The organism is Streptomyces sp. NPDC002403, assembly GCF_053593015.1.
In genome coordinates this window covers 386,194-402,284 of sequence record NZ_JBSFBQ010000001.1, presented here as the reverse complement: position 1 = coordinate 402,284, position 16,091 = coordinate 386,194, and the positions used below count along the sequence as shown (strand labels likewise).

General features: G+C 72.1%; 13 protein-coding genes and 1 riboswitch. Of the genes, 7 read left to right on the top strand and 6 right to left on the bottom strand.

The genetic code is table 11. The features are described from left to right. Nucleotides 1–5: 5 nt before the first annotated feature. The gene (locus ACWCPY_RS01920; protein ID WP_451262318.1) at nt 6–1,613 is read left to right on the top strand and encodes a DUF5691 domain-containing protein; all 1,608 of its coding nucleotides are present in this window, start codon (nt 6–8) and stop codon (nt 1,611–1,613) included. Between the two features lie 46 nt (nt 1,614–1,659). Here ACWCPY_RS01920 and ACWCPY_RS01915 read toward each other — a convergent pair whose 3' ends face one another. Then, nucleotides 1,660–2,073: a cobalamin B12-binding domain-containing protein gene (locus tag ACWCPY_RS01915; protein WP_329818731.1), complete on the bottom strand. Its 414-nt coding sequence runs from the start codon at nt 2,071–2,073 to the stop codon at nt 1,660–1,662. A gap of 328 nt (nt 2,074–2,401) precedes the next feature. Here ACWCPY_RS01915 and ACWCPY_RS01910 point away from each other — a divergent pair, with 328 nt between their 5' ends. Together ACWCPY_RS01910 and ACWCPY_RS01905 are read left to right on the top strand one after the other, a co-directional pair. Then, a complete protein-coding gene (locus ACWCPY_RS01910; protein WP_451262317.1) occupies nt 2,402–3,331 on the top strand; it encodes an esterase/lipase family protein in 930 nt (309 codons plus the stop codon). Between the two features lie 234 nt (nt 3,332–3,565). Beyond that, nucleotides 3,566–5,092, top strand: a complete 1,527-nt coding sequence (locus tag ACWCPY_RS01905; protein ID WP_451262316.1) for a M23 family metallopeptidase — start codon at nt 3,566–3,568, stop codon at nt 5,090–5,092. A gap of 39 nt (nt 5,093–5,131) precedes the next feature. On the opposite strand, the gene pcrA is transcribed toward ACWCPY_RS01905, so the two are convergent. Beyond that, a complete protein-coding gene (pcrA, locus tag ACWCPY_RS01900; protein WP_451262315.1) occupies nt 5,132–7,594 on the bottom strand; it encodes a DNA helicase PcrA in 2,463 nt (820 codons plus the stop codon). Nucleotides 7,595–7,841: 247 nt separating this feature from the next. Then, nucleotides 7,842–8,007, top strand: a riboswitch (cyclic di-AMP (ydaO/yuaA leader). A gap of 7 nt (nt 8,008–8,014) precedes the next feature. On the opposite strand from pcrA, the gene ACWCPY_RS01895 reads away from it, so the two are divergent. After that, nucleotides 8,015–9,151: an NlpC/P60 family protein gene (locus tag ACWCPY_RS01895; protein ID WP_451262314.1), complete on the top strand. Its 1,137-nt coding sequence runs from the start codon at nt 8,015–8,017 to the stop codon at nt 9,149–9,151. A gap of 55 nt (nt 9,152–9,206) precedes the next feature. On the opposite strand, the gene ACWCPY_RS01890 is transcribed toward ACWCPY_RS01895, so the two are convergent. Beyond that, nucleotides 9,207–9,560 (bottom strand): hypothetical protein, encoded by a 354-nt coding sequence (locus ACWCPY_RS01890; protein WP_451262313.1) that lies wholly within the window; start codon nt 9,558–9,560, stop codon nt 9,207–9,209. Between the two features lie 314 nt (nt 9,561–9,874). Here ACWCPY_RS01890 and ACWCPY_RS01885 point away from each other — a divergent pair, with 314 nt between their 5' ends. Beyond that, entirely contained in the window at nt 9,875–10,936 is a 1,062-nt protein-coding gene (locus tag ACWCPY_RS01885; protein WP_451262312.1) for an NlpC/P60 family protein, read from the top strand. A gap of 76 nt (nt 10,937–11,012) precedes the next feature. Continuing rightward, nucleotides 11,013–11,774, top strand: coding sequence for a GNAT family N-acetyltransferase (locus tag ACWCPY_RS01880; protein WP_451262311.1), 762 nt, complete (start codon nt 11,013–11,015; stop codon nt 11,772–11,774). A 62-nt stretch (nt 11,775–11,836) separates the two neighbouring features. On the opposite strand, the gene ACWCPY_RS01875 is transcribed toward ACWCPY_RS01880, so the two are convergent. Both ACWCPY_RS01875 and ACWCPY_RS01870 read right to left on the bottom strand, forming a co-directional pair. Beyond that, complete coding sequence (locus tag ACWCPY_RS01875; protein ID WP_451262310.1) at nt 11,837–12,532, bottom strand: LuxR C-terminal-related transcriptional regulator; 696 nt, start codon at nt 12,530–12,532, stop codon at nt 11,837–11,839. Further along, nucleotides 12,516–13,814 carry a PspC domain-containing protein gene (locus ACWCPY_RS01870; protein WP_451262309.1) on the bottom strand — a complete coding sequence of 433 codons (1,299 nt, stop codon included), beginning with the start codon at nt 13,812–13,814 and terminating at the stop codon, nt 12,516–12,518. Before ACWCPY_RS01870 ends, ACWCPY_RS01875 begins: the two co-directional genes overlap by 17 nt. A gap of 186 nt (nt 13,815–14,000) precedes the next feature. On the opposite strand from ACWCPY_RS01870, the gene ACWCPY_RS01865 reads away from it, so the two are divergent. After that, nucleotides 14,001–15,347 carry a PspC domain-containing protein gene (locus tag ACWCPY_RS01865; protein ID WP_451262308.1) on the top strand — a complete coding sequence of 449 codons (1,347 nt, stop codon included), beginning with the start codon at nt 14,001–14,003 and terminating at the stop codon, nt 15,345–15,347. A 156-nt stretch (nt 15,348–15,503) separates the two neighbouring features. Here the strand turns inward: ACWCPY_RS01865 and ACWCPY_RS01860 are convergent, their stop codons facing one another. Then, a complete protein-coding gene (locus ACWCPY_RS01860) occupies nt 15,504–16,013 on the bottom strand; it encodes a DoxX family protein (protein WP_451262307.1) in 510 nt (169 codons plus the stop codon). Between the last annotated feature and the right edge of the window lie 78 nt (nt 16,014–16,091).

Sequence of the window (16,091 nt, the reverse complement as noted above, 5' to 3'; positions counted from 1 at the left end):
GACCCATGTCCGGCACCATCACACCCGCCCCGTCCGCACCCGCCCCGTGGGAAGAGCTCGTCACCACGGCGCTGCTCGGCACCGACCGCCGCCCCGCCGGGGCGGACGGCGGACCTGCCGGACTGCTGGACGCGGCGGCACTCCACACCGTGCGGCGCAGGGCGGGCCTCCTGCCCGCAGCCCCGGCCGCCCGGCCCGAGCCGGCGCCCGTCGACCCGCGGCCGGCGCTGCCCCCGGCCGCGCGGCGCAGGCTCGCCCAGCTGCTGGCGGACCGGTCGGCGGCGGGCGGCTCGGGCGGCCGGCGCGGTACGGCTCCCGACCTCACGGAGCTGATCCCGCAGTGGCTGGCCACGGCCAACCGGCAGGGCTTCCGGGCCCCGGCCGCGCTGCTGCCGGCCCTGCTCGACGCGGCCAGGGCGCGTACGGACCTGCGGCCGTCGGCCATGGTCTTCGCCGGGCCGCGCGGGCTGTGGCTGGCCGGGCTGAACCCCGAGTGGAAGTTCGCGTTGCGCGGCTCCTCGGGCGGCTCGTCGCTGCCCGGCCCGACGGAGCCGGAAGCGGTGGCCCGGCTGTGGGAGGAGGGTCTGTTCGCCGAGCGGGTCGCGCTGCTCGCGGCGGTCCGGGCACATGATCCCGCCGAAGCGCTCGTGCTGCTCGCGACCACCTGGAGCACCGAGCGGGCCGAGGACCGGCTGATGTTCCTCGACTCGCTGCGCACCGGGCTGTCCCCGCTGGACGAGCCCTTCCTGGAGCAGGCCCTCTCCGACCGCAGCCGCAATGTCCGCTCGACCGCCGCCGAGCTGCTGTCCGCGCTGCCGGGGTCGGCGCTGGCCGGCCGGATGGCGTCCCGCGCGCTGTCCTGTGTGAGCCCGGACCTCACCGGCGACGAGGCCTCGGTCGCCGTGGAGGCACCGCACGAATGCGACGCCCCGATGGAGCGCGACGGGGTGGTGGCGGTGCCCCCGTCCGGGCGGGGGGAACGGTCGTGGTGGCTCGGTCAGTTGGTGGAGGCGACGCCGCTCGCCACCTGGCCGGCGCGGTTCGCCGGCCGTACCGCGCGGGAGATCGTCGCCCTTCCGGTCGCGGACGGCTGGGCCGAGGAACTGCACGCGGCCTGGTGCCGGGCCACGGTGCGCCAGCGTGACCCCGAGTGGGCCCGCGCGCTGCTCGGCACCCCCTCCGCCCCGCCGTCGAACGGCCCCGGCACGGCGTCGCTCGCCGAGCGGTCGAAGCTCCTCGGCATACTGCCCGCGGCCGAACGGGCCGGTTGGGTGGCCGGCTTCATCGCCGCGCACGGCCTGACGGAGGCCTTCCAGATCCTGGGGGTCTGCCCGACGCCCTGGGCCGAACCGCTGGGCCGCGCGGTCGTCGACGCCCTGGACATCGCCCGGGACGCGGGCAGCTATCCCTGGAGCTTCAGCGGCGTGATGGGTCTCGCCGAACGCTGTCTGAACCCGGCCGAGGCGGACCGCCTGGAGGTTCTCACCACCACTCCGGACGAACCGGAGGACGCCTCACCGGGCGCGAACGGCTACTGGTCCGAGGCCTTCCAACGGCTGGTCTCCACCCTGCGGCTGCGCGCGGCGATGGACTCGGAGCTGATCCCGGACTGACGGAACCGGCCCCGGGCCCGGAGCCACGAGCCCCGGGCCCGGCGGGTCAGGCCTCCGCCGGGTGGCGGACGTTCGCGTTGACCCACTCGACGATCGACACCGTCGTGGCGCCCGGGGTGAAGATCTCCGCGACGCCCTGGTCCTTCAGCGGTGCGATGTCCGCCTCCGGGATGATGCCGCCGCCGAAGACCTTGATGTCCTCCGCCTCGCGCTCCTTCAGCAGCTCGATGACCTTGGCGAAGAGCGTGTTGTGCGCACCGGAGAGAATCGAGAGCCCGATCGCGTCGGCGTCCTCCTGGATCGCGGTGTCCACGATCTGCTCGGGCGTCTGGTGGAGCCCGGTGTAGATGACCTCCATGCCCGCATCGCGCAGCGCCCTCGCGATCACCTTGGCCCCGCGATCATGGCCGTCCAGGCCCGGCTTCGCCACCACCACACGGATCGGACCGGTCACACCCATCACTGCCTCCACATGCCTCTCCCGTGCCTGAAGGGCCGGGGATGTGAACGAACGTTATCTACAGCATCCCGCAAGCCGTCGTTTCGCGGTGGACGGGGAGGGGGAAATCACACGTGGGACATGTTCACCGGGCGCCGTCCCCGCGTCATGCGGCAGACCTGCCGTGCGGGACCGGCCGCCAGGGGAGCCGCGACGAGGTCGCCGTACCACCGCGCCGTCAGCCGCACGGCACGGTGGTACGGCTGCCCGGTCCATCCGGTCCACCGGCCGACCGTGCGCCGGTCACCACCCGGCCGCCTCCCCCGCCCGCCGAAGCAGGAGGTCGGCCATGAAGGTCCTGCCTTTCCTTCCGCCCCCACTGGGCCGGGCGTGTCCGGGCCCCGCTCTGCTGCCGGTCGCACTGCTGAAGGCCACCGCGCTGGAGCTGGTGGTCCTCGCCGGCCACGCGCTCCTCTACCCCACCGGCATCACGGGGGAACGACGCGCCGCGCCACTCCCGGACGGGTCGCACACCACGCCTCCCGGCGCCACCCCCACCGCCCCGGCCGCCGCCTCCGTCCTCCCCGCCGAGGGCGACGAACGGCCGCCCGTCGTCCTGCTGCACGGCTTCATCGACAACCGTTCGGTCTTCGTCCTGCTGCGCCGCTCCCTCGCCCGGCACGGCTGGCGCCACCTGGAATCGCTCAACTACTCGCCGCTGACCTGCGACATCCGGACAGCGGCAGAGTTGCTCGGGCGCCATGTCGAGGAGATCTGCGCACGTACCGGACACCACGAGGTAGACATCGTCGGGCACAGCCTCGGCGGTCTGATCGCCCGCTACTACGTACAGCGACTCGGTGGTGACCAGCGGGTCCGCACCCTGGTCACCCTCGGCACACCGCACGCGGGCACGGCCGTCGCCCCGCTGGCGAGCGCCCACCCCATCGTGCGGCAGATGCGTACGGGGTCCGCGCCGATCGAGGAGCTGCGCAGGCCCGCGCCCGGCTGCCGTACCCGGTTCGTGAGCTTCTGGAGCGAGCTGGACCGGGTGATCGTGCCTGCCGAGGCGGGCCGCATCGACCATCCGGATCTCGACGCGCAGAACGTGCGCGTCACGGGAATCGGCCATCTCGCCCTGCCGGTGCATCCGGCTGTCGCCGCCGCGGTCCGGCAGGCGCTGGAGTCCCGCGAACCGGCGGCCGGAACCACCGGGGCCACCGGATTCGGAGTGACCGGAGAAGCCGGGGAAACCGGAGGAACCGCGGGAGCCGCATGAGCCCCACGGCCCGACAGGGACCCCACAAATAGAACGCGTTTCGAACATAGAGCCAAGGCTCTGTGCGCAGTCCGTCGAAAGACGGCCGATTGCCCGTTTCCTGAGTCGCCCATGCCCGCCGAAGATTGTCGGCGTCACGTACCGCCGGGTACAGTCGCGGCCACTGCTCCCCCTGGGATTCCCCCGCCGGAAACCCAGAGCACAGGTCCTGCTGCCGAGGCGAGAGAGAAGTTGGTGAACGACCAGCACCCCCACGCCGGGTACGCCGGATACGACAGCGAGGCGACCGGCGGCTTCGACAGCGACCCGCTCTTCGGTTCACTCCCCGGCAGTCACGACGGCGCGTACGGCAGCGGCTACGGAGCCGGGCAGTCCGACTACAGCGGCCAGTACGACTCCACCCAGTGGGACACGGGCGCACACCCGACCGCCTCGTACGACGCCTACGCCCCGTACGCCGCGCAGCCCCAGCAGCAGTACGAGGCGGGACCGACGTACGAGACGACGGCCGTCTGGACGCCCTCGGCCGACTACGGCACGGAGGCGAACACGGCCACCGCCACGTTCACCGGCATCCCGGCGCAGGGCGGCGCCCCGGACGCCACGGGCCAGTGGGACACCAGCGGCTGGCACACGAACGAGCCGTGGGCCACGGGCGAGAACGCCGCGTACGACACCGGCGCGTACGACGCCACCGCCTGGAACACCGGCGCCACGCCCGAGCACGAACAGCACCTCGCGCACACCGCGGAAACCGCACAGGTGCCCTACGAGGCGCCGTCGGCACACGACGCGCCCGGAACACACGGGACCTACACCGACCCGGGCTCCTACGACCCGTACGCGCCCTACGTCACCCATGCCGCAGACAGCGCCGACGCCCCGGACACCGCAGCGGACGTCGTGGACGTACATGACGCCGCCACCATCAGCGTCGCGGCCATCGCGGACGCCGCAGAGGCCGTGCCCGGCCCGCACCGTCCCCTCGGCCGCTCCGCCACCCGCGGCGGCGGCGCCGGCCGCAGCCGAAGGCGTTCCCCCGCCAAGCGTTCCGCGCTCCTCACCGTCGCCATCCCCTCCGCCTGCGTGATGAGCGTGGCCGGAATCGCCGCGGCCTCCGTCGGCGGGCTCGGCGGCGAGGACAAGAAGGACGACAACACCACGATGGCGGCGGCCGACCCCGGCTCCGTCAAGGCGGGTGCGGCCAACAACAAGCTGGACACCCAGCTCGCCAACCTCAGCGCCGACGCGGAGAACTTCGCCGACCGCGCCAGCCGCACCCAGGAACGCATCGACCTGCGGGAGCGGCAGGCCGCCGAGAAGAAGAAGCGCGAGGAAGAGGCCGCCCGCAAGGAGGCCCTGCGCCCCAAGTTCGTCCTGCCGGTCAAGCAGCACGGCCTCAGCGCGTACTTCGGCCAGGCGGGCGTCAACTGGATGTCCGTGCACACGGGCATCGACTTCCCGGTCCTGGAGGGCACGCCCGTGATGGCCGCGACCGACGGCACCGTGCGCACCCAGCTCAACAGCGCCTACGGGAACATGGCCATCGTCACCATGGCCGACGGGACCGAGACCTGGTACTGCCACCTCAGCAGCACCAAGATCCGCTCGGGCCCGGTCAAGGCCGGTGACGTCATCGCGTACTCGGGCGACACCGGGAACTCGACCGGCCCGCACCTGCACTTCGAGGTGCGGCCCGGTGGCGGAGCGGCAGTGAATCCGCTGCCGTGGCTGCGCAGCCACGGCCTCAACCCGACCTGAGCCCGGCGGGGCGGGGACCACGGCCCCCGCCCGCTCCGGCTACAGCTTCTCGACCGGCGCGTACCGCAGCAGCAGCTTCTTCGGACGCTCGTCGCCGAAGTCGACCGTGGCCTTCGCCTGGTCGCCGACGCCCTCGACCGCCGTGACCGTGCCGAGCCCAAACTGGTCGTGCGTGACCCGGTCCCCGACGACCAGCGTGATCGTCGGCTTGTCCGAGGTCCGCCGGGTCGCGAAGCCCGAGGGTCCGGAGCGCGAACGCGACGAGGACAGCGAGGACGTGATCCCCGAGGTCGGTCCGGCCGGAGCCGCCATCGGCCCGGTCCGCTTCCACTCCAGGTGCTGGTCCGGGATCTCGTCCAGGAACCGCGACGGCGGGTTGTACGAGGGCTGGCCCCACGCGCTGCGCATCGCGGCCCGGGTCAGATAGAGGCGCTCGCGGGCCCGGGTGATGCCTACATAGGCGAGCCGCCGCTCCTCCTCCAGCTCCTTCACCTGTCCCAGCGCCCGCATGTGCGGGAAGACGCCGTCCTCCATGCCGGTCAGGAAGACGACGGGGAATTCGAGGCCCTTCGCGGTGTGCAGTGTCATCAGCGTGATGACACCGGAGCCGTCCTCGTCCTCGTCGGGGATCTGGTCGGAGTCGGCGACGAGCGCGACCTTCTCCAGGAACTCGGCGAGCGTGCCGGTGCCCGCGGCCGTGCCCATGCCCTCCTCGTCGGCCGCTCCGCGCTCCTGCTCGAATTCGAGGGCCACGGCGGCCAGTTCCTGAAGGTTCTCGATCCGGGTCTCGTCCTGCGGGTCGGTGGACGCCTGGAGCTCGGCGAGGTAGCCGGTGCGCTCCAGGACGGCCTCCAGGACCACCGCGGGGCCCGCGCCCGACTCGACGATCGTGCGCAGCTCCTCCATCAGCGTGTTGAACCGCTTGACGGCGTTGGCCGACCGGGCCGCCATGCCGTACGCCTCGTCGACCCGGCGCAGCGCCTGCGGGAAGGTGATCTTCTCGCGCAGGGACAGCGCGTCGATCATCGCCTCGGCGCGCTCGCCGATGCCGCGCTTGGGCACGTTGAGGATGCGGCGCAGCGGGACGGTGTCCTCCGGATTGGCGAGGACGCGCAGGTAGGCCAGGATGTCCCGGACCTCCTTGCGCTCGTAGAAGCGCACGCCGCCGACGACCTTGTAGGGCAGGCCGACGCGGATGAAGATCTCTTCGAAGACACGGGACTGCGCGTTCGTACGGTAGAAGATCGCGACGTCGCCGGCCCTGGCGTCGCCCGCGTCGGTCAGCCGGTCGATCTCGTCGGCGACGAACTGCGCCTCGTCGTGCTCGGTGTCGGCGACGTAGCCGGTGATCCGGGCGCCCGTGCCGGCGTTCGTCCAGAGGTTCTTGGGGCGGCGGCTCTCGTTGCGCTCGATGACCGCGTTGGCGGCGGAGAGGATCGTCTGTGTGGAGCGGTAGTTCTGCTCCAGGAGGATCGTCGTCGCGTTCGGGTAGTCCTCCTCGAACTGGAGGATGTTGCGGATGGTCGCGCCGCGGAAGGCGTAGATCGACTGGTCCGCGTCACCCACGACGCACAGCTCCGCCGGGGCGTCGCCCTCGCCCGCCGGGCCGACCAGCTCGCGCACGAGGGTGTACTGGGCGTGGTTGGTGTCCTGGTACTCGTCGACCAGGACGTGGCGGAAGCGGCGGCGGTAGTGCTCGGCGACGTCCGGGAACGCCTGGAGCAGGTGGACCGTCGTCATGATGATGTCGTCGAAGTCCAGCGCGTTGGCCTCGCGCAGCCGGGACTGGTACATCGCGTAGGCCTGGGCGAGGGTCTTCTCGAAGCCGTCCGCGGCCTGGCCTGCGAAGGTCTCCTCGTCGATCAGTTCGTTCTTCAGGTTGGAGACCTTGGCCGTGAACGACTTCGGCGGGAAGCGCTTCGGGTCGAGGTCGAGATCGCGGCAGACCAGGGCCATCAGCCGCTTGGAGTCGGCGGCGTCGTAGATCGAGAACGACGAGGTGAACCCGAGCCGCTTCGACTCGCGGCGCAGGATGCGTACGCACGCGCTGTGGAAGGTCATGACCCACATCGCGTTGGCGCGCGGTCCGACGAGCTGCTCGACGCGCTCCTTCATCTCGCCCGCGGCCTTGTTGGTGAAGGTGATCGCCAGGATCTGGCCGGGGTGCACCCCGCGCTCCGCGAGGAGGTGGGCGATCCGGTGGGTCAGCACCCGGGTCTTGCCCGAGCCGGCCCCGGCGACGATGAGCAGCGGGGAGCCCGCGTGGACGACGGCGGCGCGCTGCTCGGTGTTCAGCCCGTCGAGGAGCGCCGCGGCGTCGATGACGGGGCGGTGCCCGCCGTCGCGGTAGTAGGCGTCCCTGGGCGGCGGGGGCCCGTCGAACACGCCCGCGAAGAGGTCCTCCGGCACCGCTTCGGGTGCGGAGTCCTCGGGGGGCGGCGGGGGCTCTTCCTCCGAGTGCTGGAGGCCGGCCAGGAAGCTGTCGTCAAAGAGGCTGCTCATCGCTAGTCGAGTCTAGGCCGCCCCACCGACAGCCGGAGGCCGCATGGCGAACCGCACACCGCGACGGACACCCGGCGCAGGTGCGCGCCCACAGCCCGTGAGGGATTCCGGGCCTCCACCACCCCGTTCCGGCAAGGTCACGAAAATGTATCGGGCATATCGAACATCAACCTTCACAGCAGCACCACGGGTTGGCTAGCGTGCTCGACCGGGCGGCCCGTACCCCCTTGAGGCGAACCACGCCGAGCGGGCGCCTCCGCCGAATCCGGGCTGCCCCCACGGGAGTTCGGAACCGGGGACCCATACGCAGTACCGGGGTGAATCGGTCCTTATCCCCCACTCGGACCGTAGGGCAGCCTTCCGTTCCGCCCGAACCCGACAGCTAACCCGGTAGGCGGTCCACGGAAGGAGATGCCGGCCTTGGCATCCCATCGCAAGCCGCGCACCCGGGTGCGCACCACCGCACCGGCCGTCGGTCTCACCACCGCGGCGCTGGCGTCCGTGACCCTGCTCTCCACGCAGAGCGCCATGGCCGCACCCGATCCGAAACCCGGCATCGAGGACGTGCAGAAGAAGGTCGACGACCTCTACCGGCAGGCGGGCACCGCGACCCAGCAGTACAACCGGGCGAAGGAGGCCTCCGCCGCCCAGCGCGCCGAGGTCGACGCCCTGCTGGACGATGTCGCGAAGCGCGCCGACAAGCTCAACGAGGCGCGCAGGACGCTCGGCACCTACGCGGCCGCGCAGTACCGCAGCGGTTCGCTCACACCGAGCGCCACGTTCTTCCTGGCCGACGACCCGCAGTCGTACTTCGACCAGAACCAGCTGATGGACCGGATGACCAGCCGGCAGCAGCAGGCGATCACGGACTTCCGTACGCAGCAGGCCAAGACGGCGAAGAAGCGCGCCGAAGCGGTGCGGAGCCTGGAGACGCTGACGACGACGCAGGCCACGCTGCGCACCAGCAAGCAGAACGTCCAGGCGAAGCTGGGCGAGGCGCGCGCACTGCTGTCGAAGCTCACCGCCGAGGAGAAGGCACGGCTCGCGGAGATCGAGCGCAAGAAGGAGGCGGAGGCGAAGCGCAAGGCCCAGGAGCTGGCGAAGCAGCAGGCCGCCGCGAAGGCCGAGGCCGACCGCAAGGCCGACGAGGCCGCGAAGGGGTCCGGCGGCGGCACGGGGACGGGCACCGGGTCCGGCAGCAGCGCCACCACCAAGGCGGAGAAGGTCCTCGCCTTCGCCAGGGCCCAGATCGGCAAGCCGTACGTCTGGGGCGCGACGGGCCCGGCGTCGTACGACTGCTCCGGACTCACCCAGGCCGCGTGGAAGGCGGCGGGGGTCGACATCCCGCGCACCACATGGGACCAGGTCGAGATCGGCACCCGGGTCGCCACGGCGGACCTGCGGCCGGGGGACCTGGTCTTCTTCTACGACGACATCAGCCACGTCGGCATCTACAAGGGCGACGGGATGATGATCCACGCGCCGAAGCCCGGGGCGAACGTGCGCGAGGAGTCGATCTACTACATGCCGATCCACGGCAGCGTGCGGCCCGCTTAGCAGGCCTCCACGCGTCGCGCCGCCCCGGTGCCGGGGCGGCGCGACGCGGGCGGGATCAGGTCCAGAGCGTGGCGATGAAGATGTTGAGCATCGTCAGTCCGCCCACCGCCGCGAAGGCACCCTTGTCGGCCGTCTCCTCGTCCCGCTTGATGTAGACGAGCGCGAGGACGACGACCAGGACCAGCAGCTTGACGCCGATCTTGATGTTGTTCACGTGGTTGCCGTCGGCCTCGTTCAGCCCGACCAGCGCGACGCCGGTGACCAGCATGGTCAGCGCGCCGTGCAGCATCGCCGGGACGAACCGGGCCGTGCCCGCGCCCATCGCCTTCATCTGGGTCAGGAAACCGCCCAGCAGGGAGGCGATGCCGATGATGTGCAGGGCGACGAAGACATGAATGAGTACGTCCATGAGGCCGCAGCCTAGCCCCGGCCATATCACCGCTCGGCAGGCAGGTACACCTTCCTGACCACTTCACTCGCGCCTGTACCAATTGCCTTACTCTGGTGTAATTTTTCCGATCACTCGACGACATTGCCACGCCAAATTCAGACAATAAGCGTCATTACGACTCCTGCCCGTGCCCCGGGTTTAGCGTCCCTAGGCAGGCGACCGGCTCCACCGCCGTTCCGTACGCGGACGGTGCAGCGGTCGCCCCGCCGAGAGTTGTGGCGGGCCCGCCGGTATCCCCCGACGGGCAGTCGTCAGGAAGGACGCACGCCCTCGTGGCAGCGCATCGAAAACCCAAGCAGCGCCCGTACACCGGCCCTGCTGCCCGCACCGCGGCGACCCTCGCCCTCACCGGGGCCGCCACCGCCGCAGTGATGCCCGGCCCGGCGCACGCCGACCCGCAGCGCACCCCCGCCCAGGTCAAGGCCGAGGTGGACCGGCTGTACCACGACGCGGAGGTCGCCACCGAGCAGTACAACGGCGCGAAGGAGAAGGCGTCCGCCGCCGAGGACGCCCTCGACGACCTGCGCGACGAGGCCGCCCGCAGGACCGAGCGCCTCAACGCCTCGCGCGACGCACTGGGTTCGTTCGCCGCCGCGCAGTACCGCACCGGCGGCCTCGACACGTCCGTACAGCTGGCGCTCTCCTCCGACCCGGACCAGTACCTGGAGCGGGCGTCGTACGTGGACCGGATCGGCGACCGCCAGGCCGCCGCGCTCAACAAGGTCCGGCGGCAGGTCGCCCGGATCGCCACGCTGCGCGCGCAGGCCAAGGGAGAGCTGGCCGCACTGGCCGCCCGCCGGGCCGAGCTGAAGAAGCACAAGGCGACGATCACGACCAAGCTCGCCGACGCGCAGCGACTCCTCGACCGGCTGAGCCCGCCCGAGCGCACCGCCTACGAGAACTCCGACCACGGATCGGCCGACGGCACGCGTCCCGCCGACCGCGCCGACCGCGCCACCGCGCGCGGCCCCGTCCGGGCGCCGAACGCCCGCGCCGCCGAGGCCGTCGCTTTCGCGTACGGGGCGCTCGGCAAGCCGTACGTCTGGGGCGCCACCGGCCCCTCCTCGTTCGACTGCTCCGGGCTCACCCAGGCCGCCTGGCGCTCCGCCGGTGTCTCGCTCCCCCGGACCACGTACACCCAGATCAACGCCGGGCGGCGTGTCTCGCGTTCCGAACTCGCCCCGGGCGACCTGGTGTTCTTCTACTCCGGCATCAGCCACGTCGGGCTCTACATCGGCAACGGGCAGATGATCCACGCCCCGCGCCCCGGAGCGCCGGTCCGGGTCGCACCGATCGACCAGATGCCCTTCGCCGGGGCCACCCGGGTGGCATAGGCTCCCCACTCCGATCCGGGTCGGCCCGTCATCGGGTCGGCCCGCCGTCGACCGACCGGCCGGAGGACGACCCCACATGCCCATGGACGCCGATGTCCAGACCCACGCCCGTACGCTCGCCCAGCGCTCCCCGGACCACCTCCGGGTCGGGCCCTTCACGGTGCGGTACAACCCCGACTGGTCGCTCAAGTACGCCAATTACGCCATACCCGACCAGGACGCCGAGCCGACCACCGAAGATCTCGACGCGCTGATCGCGGCGTTCCGCGCGCACGACCGGCTGCCCCGGCTGGAGTTCCTGCCCGGATCGGCACCCGCGGTCGAACCCGCGCTGCTCGCCGCCGGGTTCACCGTCGAGAACCGGGCCCCGATCATGGCCTGCGCACCGGGCGAGCTGCTGACGCCGGAGCCGGTGGCGGACCTCGCGATCGACGAACCGGCCACCGACGCGGAGTTCGCCGCCGCCGCGCTCGTCCAGCACCACGGATACGGCGGCACCGGCGAGCCCGAGGACGGCGTGGCGCAGTGGCTGCGCACCGCGGCCCGGGACGGCGGGGTCGCGGCCCTGGCCACGGTCGACGGCGTACCGGCCGGCGCGGGCGGCTGCTCCGTCCCGGTCGACGGCCTCACCGAGCTGGCCGGTCTCGCCGTCGCCGACGCCTACCGCCGCCGCGGCATCGGCGCCGCGCTCTCCGCCCATCTGACCGCGACCGCCTTCGGGCGCGGCTGCCGGGCGGTGTGGCTGGAGCCGGGCGACGCCGATGTGGAGCGGATCTACGCGGGCATCGGCTTCTGCAGGATCGGCGAGAAGCTGAACATCTCGCTCGAACCGGCCTGACGGGACCGTCGCCCGCCGACGGGATCGGCCCGTCGGCGGGCCCGGACCGTCGTCCGCCCGGCTCAGACCAGCCGACGGGCCGTCGCCCACCGGGTCAGCTCGTGGCGGTTGGACAGCTGGAGCTTGCGCAGCACCGCCGAGACGTGCGACTCGACGGTCTTCACCGAGATGAAGAGCTGCTTGGCGATCTCCTTGTAGGCGTAGCCGCGGGCGATCAGCCGCAGCACCTCGCGCTCGCGCTGGGTCAGCCGGTCCAGGTCCTCGTCGACCGGCGGCGCGTCCGTGGAGGCGAAGGCGTCGAGGACGAAGCCGGCCAGCCGGGGCGAGAAGACCGCGTCGCCGTCCTGGACCCGGAAGACCGAGTCGACCAGGTCGGTGCCGGTGATGGTCTTGGTGACATAGCCGCGGGCACCGCCGCGGATGACGCCGATGACGTCCTCGGCGGCGTCCGACACGGACAGCGCCAGGAACCGCACCGGGTTGTCCACGGCCCCCATCAGCGAGGCGCAGCGGCGCAGCACCTCGACGCCGCCGCCGCCGGGCAGATGCACGTCGAGGAGGACGACCTCGGGGCGGGTCGCCGTGATCACGGTGACCGCCTGGTCGACATCGGCGGCCTCGCCGACCACCTCGACGCCGGTCTCCTCGGTGCGGCCGATCTCGGCCTGGACACCGGTGCGGAACATCCGGTGGTCGTCGACGAGTACGACCCGTACCCGGCGCTCCGGGCCCCCGGCCGGCTCAGTGGTCTCCGTCATCGCTCGCCCTCTCCATCTCCAGCTCGACTTCCGTGCCCCCGCCGGGCACCGAACGCAGTCGCGCCGTACCGCCGTTGCGCTGCATCCGGCCGATGATTGATTCTCGTACGCCCATTCTGTCCCCCGGTACGGAGTCCAGGTCGAATCCCGGGCCCCGGTCGCGCACCGAGACGAAGACCGTGCGGCCCTCGACCTCCGCGTAGACCTGCACGGCGCCGCCCTCGCCACCGTACTTGGCGGCATTGACCATGGCTTCGCGTGCGGCCTGCATCTGGGCGGTCAGCTTCTCGTCCAGCGGGCAGTCGCCGACCACGACGACCTCCAGCGGGACGCCGTGCTTGTCCTCGACCTCGGCGGCGGCGCGCTTGACCGCCTCGGCGAGGGTCCCGGGCTCGTCGTCCTCGTCCTTGCCGGTGCCCTCGGGGTTGTACAGCCAGTTGCGCAGTTCCCGTTCCTGGGCGCGGGCGAGCCTGCGGACCTCGCCCACGTCGTCCGCGTTGCGCTGGATCAGGGTGAGGGTGTGCAGCACCGAGTCATGGACATGGGCGGCCACCTCGGCCCGTTCCTGGGCCCGGATGCGCATCAGGCGTTCCTCGGAGAGGTCCTGGGTCATGCGGACGAGGTAGGGGCCGGCCAGCAGCGCGATGCCGGTGAGGACGGCGATGGCGGCGGTCATGACGTTGCCGAGCTGGGCCGCGGAACCGCGTACCACCATGAAGACGGCCAGGCCCAGGCCGACCAGGGCGACCCCGGCGAGCCCCCGGGCCAGATGCAGGACCCGGCGGCGGCTGCCGACCTCCATCCAGCGGGCGCGCCGGGCGTTGTCCGCCTGCCGCCACACCAGTACGGAACCGGCGCCGATCAGCAGCGTGGGCCAGATGTAGCGGTTGGCCCCGCTGCCCATGTCGACGTTGCCGACGAAGATCATGGCGCCGAAGAGCAGCGCGATCAGGGCGAAGACCTGGCCCTTGTCGGGCTTGCGGAGCCGGCGGCTGCCGTCCGGGGCGGTCTCGAAGACCGAGCGCGGTGCCTCGACGCCTCCGACGCCGAGCGGGACGACGATCCAGAACACGGCGTAGAGCAGTGCGCCGAGGCCGTCCGCGAAGAACAGGCCGAGGAAGACGAACCGCACCCACACGACGGGCAGCCCGAGGTGCCCGGCGAGACCGCGCGCGACGCCGCCCAGCAGCCGTCCGTCGGCGCTGCGGTACAGCTTGCGCAGCGGTGGCTCCTCCGGGTCCGTGGTGCGGGAGCTGGCGGCTCGGGTCGTGGCGGCTGGCATGACCCGATCGTCACATGTCCGTGCGGGTGGCGACATCAGGGTCGGCCCTTAATAGACCCTGAGTGCCCGGCGGGCCCCGGAGGACCGGCACCGGGAGAGCCCTCAAGGGCCCGGCCGGCCAATATCAGGGATCGGCCAGGGTCGGCGCGGGTCCCGGACGGGCGCCGGGCCCGTCACCATGGAGCCATGACCGTTCCCCAGGACGCCTCCCCCGGTGTCGCTCCGCCCCCCGATCCGGCACCTCTGCTGCGGCGCAGTCCGCAGCACAAGGTGGTGGCCGGGGTGTGCGGCGGGCTCGGCCGGTACTGCGACGTCGACCCGGTGATCTTCCGGATCGTGCTCGGTGTGCTGTCCGTGACCGGCGGCATCGGGCTGATCTTCTACGGCTTCGCCTGGCTGCTGGTCCCGGTGGACGGCGAGGAGGAGAACGAGGCGCGCAGGCTGCTGTCCGGCCGGGTGGAGGGGGCCTCGCTGATCGCGGTGCTGCTCGCGCTGATCGGCTGCGGTCTCTTCCTGTCCATGCTGGGCAACGGCGGCACGCTGGCTTTCTCCGCGATGCTGTCGCTGGCGGTCGTCGGCTTCGCCGTGTGGACGCAGCACCGCAGGACCGCGGCGCCCGAGGATCCGCTGCACCCGGCGACCGCGCAGGCGGTGGCGGACGCGCCCCCCGAGGTGAAGGCGCCGCCGTCGCCGGGCAGCCCGTCGTGGTGGCGGGACCCGATCGTCAAGGACGGCACGACGGGGCCGGTGGGCGCGGGCTATCTGTGGGGCCCGGCCGACGCGGTGCTCCCGCCCCGTGCGCCGAGCCCCGCGGGTGCCGCGGGTGCCGCGCCGAAGGATCCGTTCCGCGCGCCCCGGCAGGAGGCCGGCACCAGGGGCCCGACCTCGATCGGCGGTGTGGTGTTCCTGTTCGCGCTGATCGCGGGCGGTCTGGGCACGGGGCTGAGCTGGGAGTCCCAGCCGTTCGGCACGAGTCTGCAGTTCGGCCTGGCCGGTGCGCTCGCGGTGTTCGGGCTCGGGATGCTGGTCAGCTCGTTCCTGGGCCGGACGGGGTTCGGCACGGTCATGCTGGCGATGATCACGGCCGCCCTGCTGGCGGGCGCGTCCGCGCTGCCCAAGAACATCACCACCCACTGGGTGCGCGAGGGGTGGCGGCCCACCTCGGTGGCCGCGGTCCAGCCGCACTACCAGTTGGGTACGGGGGTGGCGCGGCTGGACCTCACCGGGATCACGGTCCCCCGGGACGGGACCGTCGCGACGGAGGTGAACGTCGGGGCGGGCCGCGCGGTCGTCGTCGTGCCCAGGGACGTGACGGTGAAGGTGGACGCGCGGGCGAGCATCGGCGACATCACGCTGCCGGTCAGCTGGTCGGGCGAGGTCCCGGCCGGAGGGCCGCGCGAGGTGGATGTCGACTTCGCGCAGCGGGAGCACCGGACGCTTCCGCCGCCCCCGGGCAGCAGACCGGCGGGCACCGTGGAGCTCACGCTCGAAGTCGGCATCGGACAGGTGGAGGTCACCCGTGCTGCGTCATGAGATCCGTCCCGGCCGGGCGGTGGTGGGCGTGGTCATGCTCGCCCTGGCGGCGGGATACACGGCGGACGCCGCAGGGGCCTGGGATGCCCCGTGGGTCTTCTTCATCCCGCTGTTCTTCGGCGGCCTCCTGCTGGCCGCCACCACGACCTGGGTGAACTACCTGATGCGTCGCCGCCGTGTCGCGCGAAGGGCGTCCACGGAGAACGCCCCGGCCCCGCCGAGCACCAGCGGCAACCAGGCCATCAGATAGGCCAGGTCGTTGCCGAAGTAGTACGGCGAGACCTGCCAGCTCACGGTCAGCCACAGGCTCAGCGAGATCAGCGCCCCGCCGAGCGCGGCGAGCCGTGCCCACAGCCCGAAGAAGGTGCCGAGGCCGACGGCGAGTTCACCGATCGCGATGGCGTACCCGAAGGCGCCGGGGTTCTTCAGCGCGAGGTCGACGAGGGCCGGGATCGCGGACGAGTCGCGTACCGCGTGCATGGTCTCGCCGATGGAGCCGGGACCGCTCGCCCGGAAGAAGGAACTGTCCGTCAGCTTGTCGAGCCCGGCGTAGACGAAGGTGACGCCGAGGAAGACCCGCAGCGGCAGCAGGGCGTGCTCCCGCGCCAGGTCCTTGAGCCCTCTCGACTCGCCCAGACCCCGTACGTTCGTGCCGTATCCCTGCATGTGGCCGCACCGCCTTCCGTAGATCCGTCACCAGACCTTACGTACAAGGCGGACGCGCCGCTCACCCGATGGCTCGTC

Bases quoted from the DNA above. Each gene is read 5' to 3' on its own strand.
- ACWCPY_RS01910 (WP_451262317.1), top strand. From the start codon at position 2,402: ATGAAGGTCCTGCCTTTCCTTCCGCCCCCACTGGGCCGGGCGTGTCCG.
- ACWCPY_RS01890 (WP_451262313.1), bottom strand. From the start codon at position 9,560: ATGGACGTACTCATTCATGTCTTCGTCGCCCTGCACATCATCGGCATC.
- pcrA (WP_451262315.1), bottom strand. From the start codon at position 7,594: ATGAGCAGCCTCTTTGACGACAGCTTCCTGGCCGGCCTCCAGCACTCG.
- ACWCPY_RS01870 (WP_451262309.1), bottom strand. From the start codon at position 13,814: ATGCCAGCCGCCACGACCCGAGCCGCCAGCTCCCGCACCACGGACCCG.
- ACWCPY_RS01865 (WP_451262308.1), top strand. From the start codon at position 14,001: ATGACCGTTCCCCAGGACGCCTCCCCCGGTGTCGCTCCGCCCCCCGAT.
- ACWCPY_RS01875 (WP_451262310.1), bottom strand. From the start codon at position 12,532: ATGACGGAGACCACTGAGCCGGCCGGGGGCCCGGAGCGCCGGGTACGG.
- ACWCPY_RS01880 (WP_451262311.1), top strand. From the start codon at position 11,013: ATGCCCATGGACGCCGATGTCCAGACCCACGCCCGTACGCTCGCCCAG.
- ACWCPY_RS01915 (WP_329818731.1), bottom strand. From the start codon at position 2,073: ATGGGTGTGACCGGTCCGATCCGTGTGGTGGTGGCGAAGCCGGGCCTG.
- ACWCPY_RS01920 (WP_451262318.1), top strand. From the start codon at position 6: ATGTCCGGCACCATCACACCCGCCCCGTCCGCACCCGCCCCGTGGGAA.
- ACWCPY_RS01860 (WP_451262307.1), bottom strand. From the start codon at position 16,013: ATGCAGGGATACGGCACGAACGTACGGGGTCTGGGCGAGTCGAGAGGG.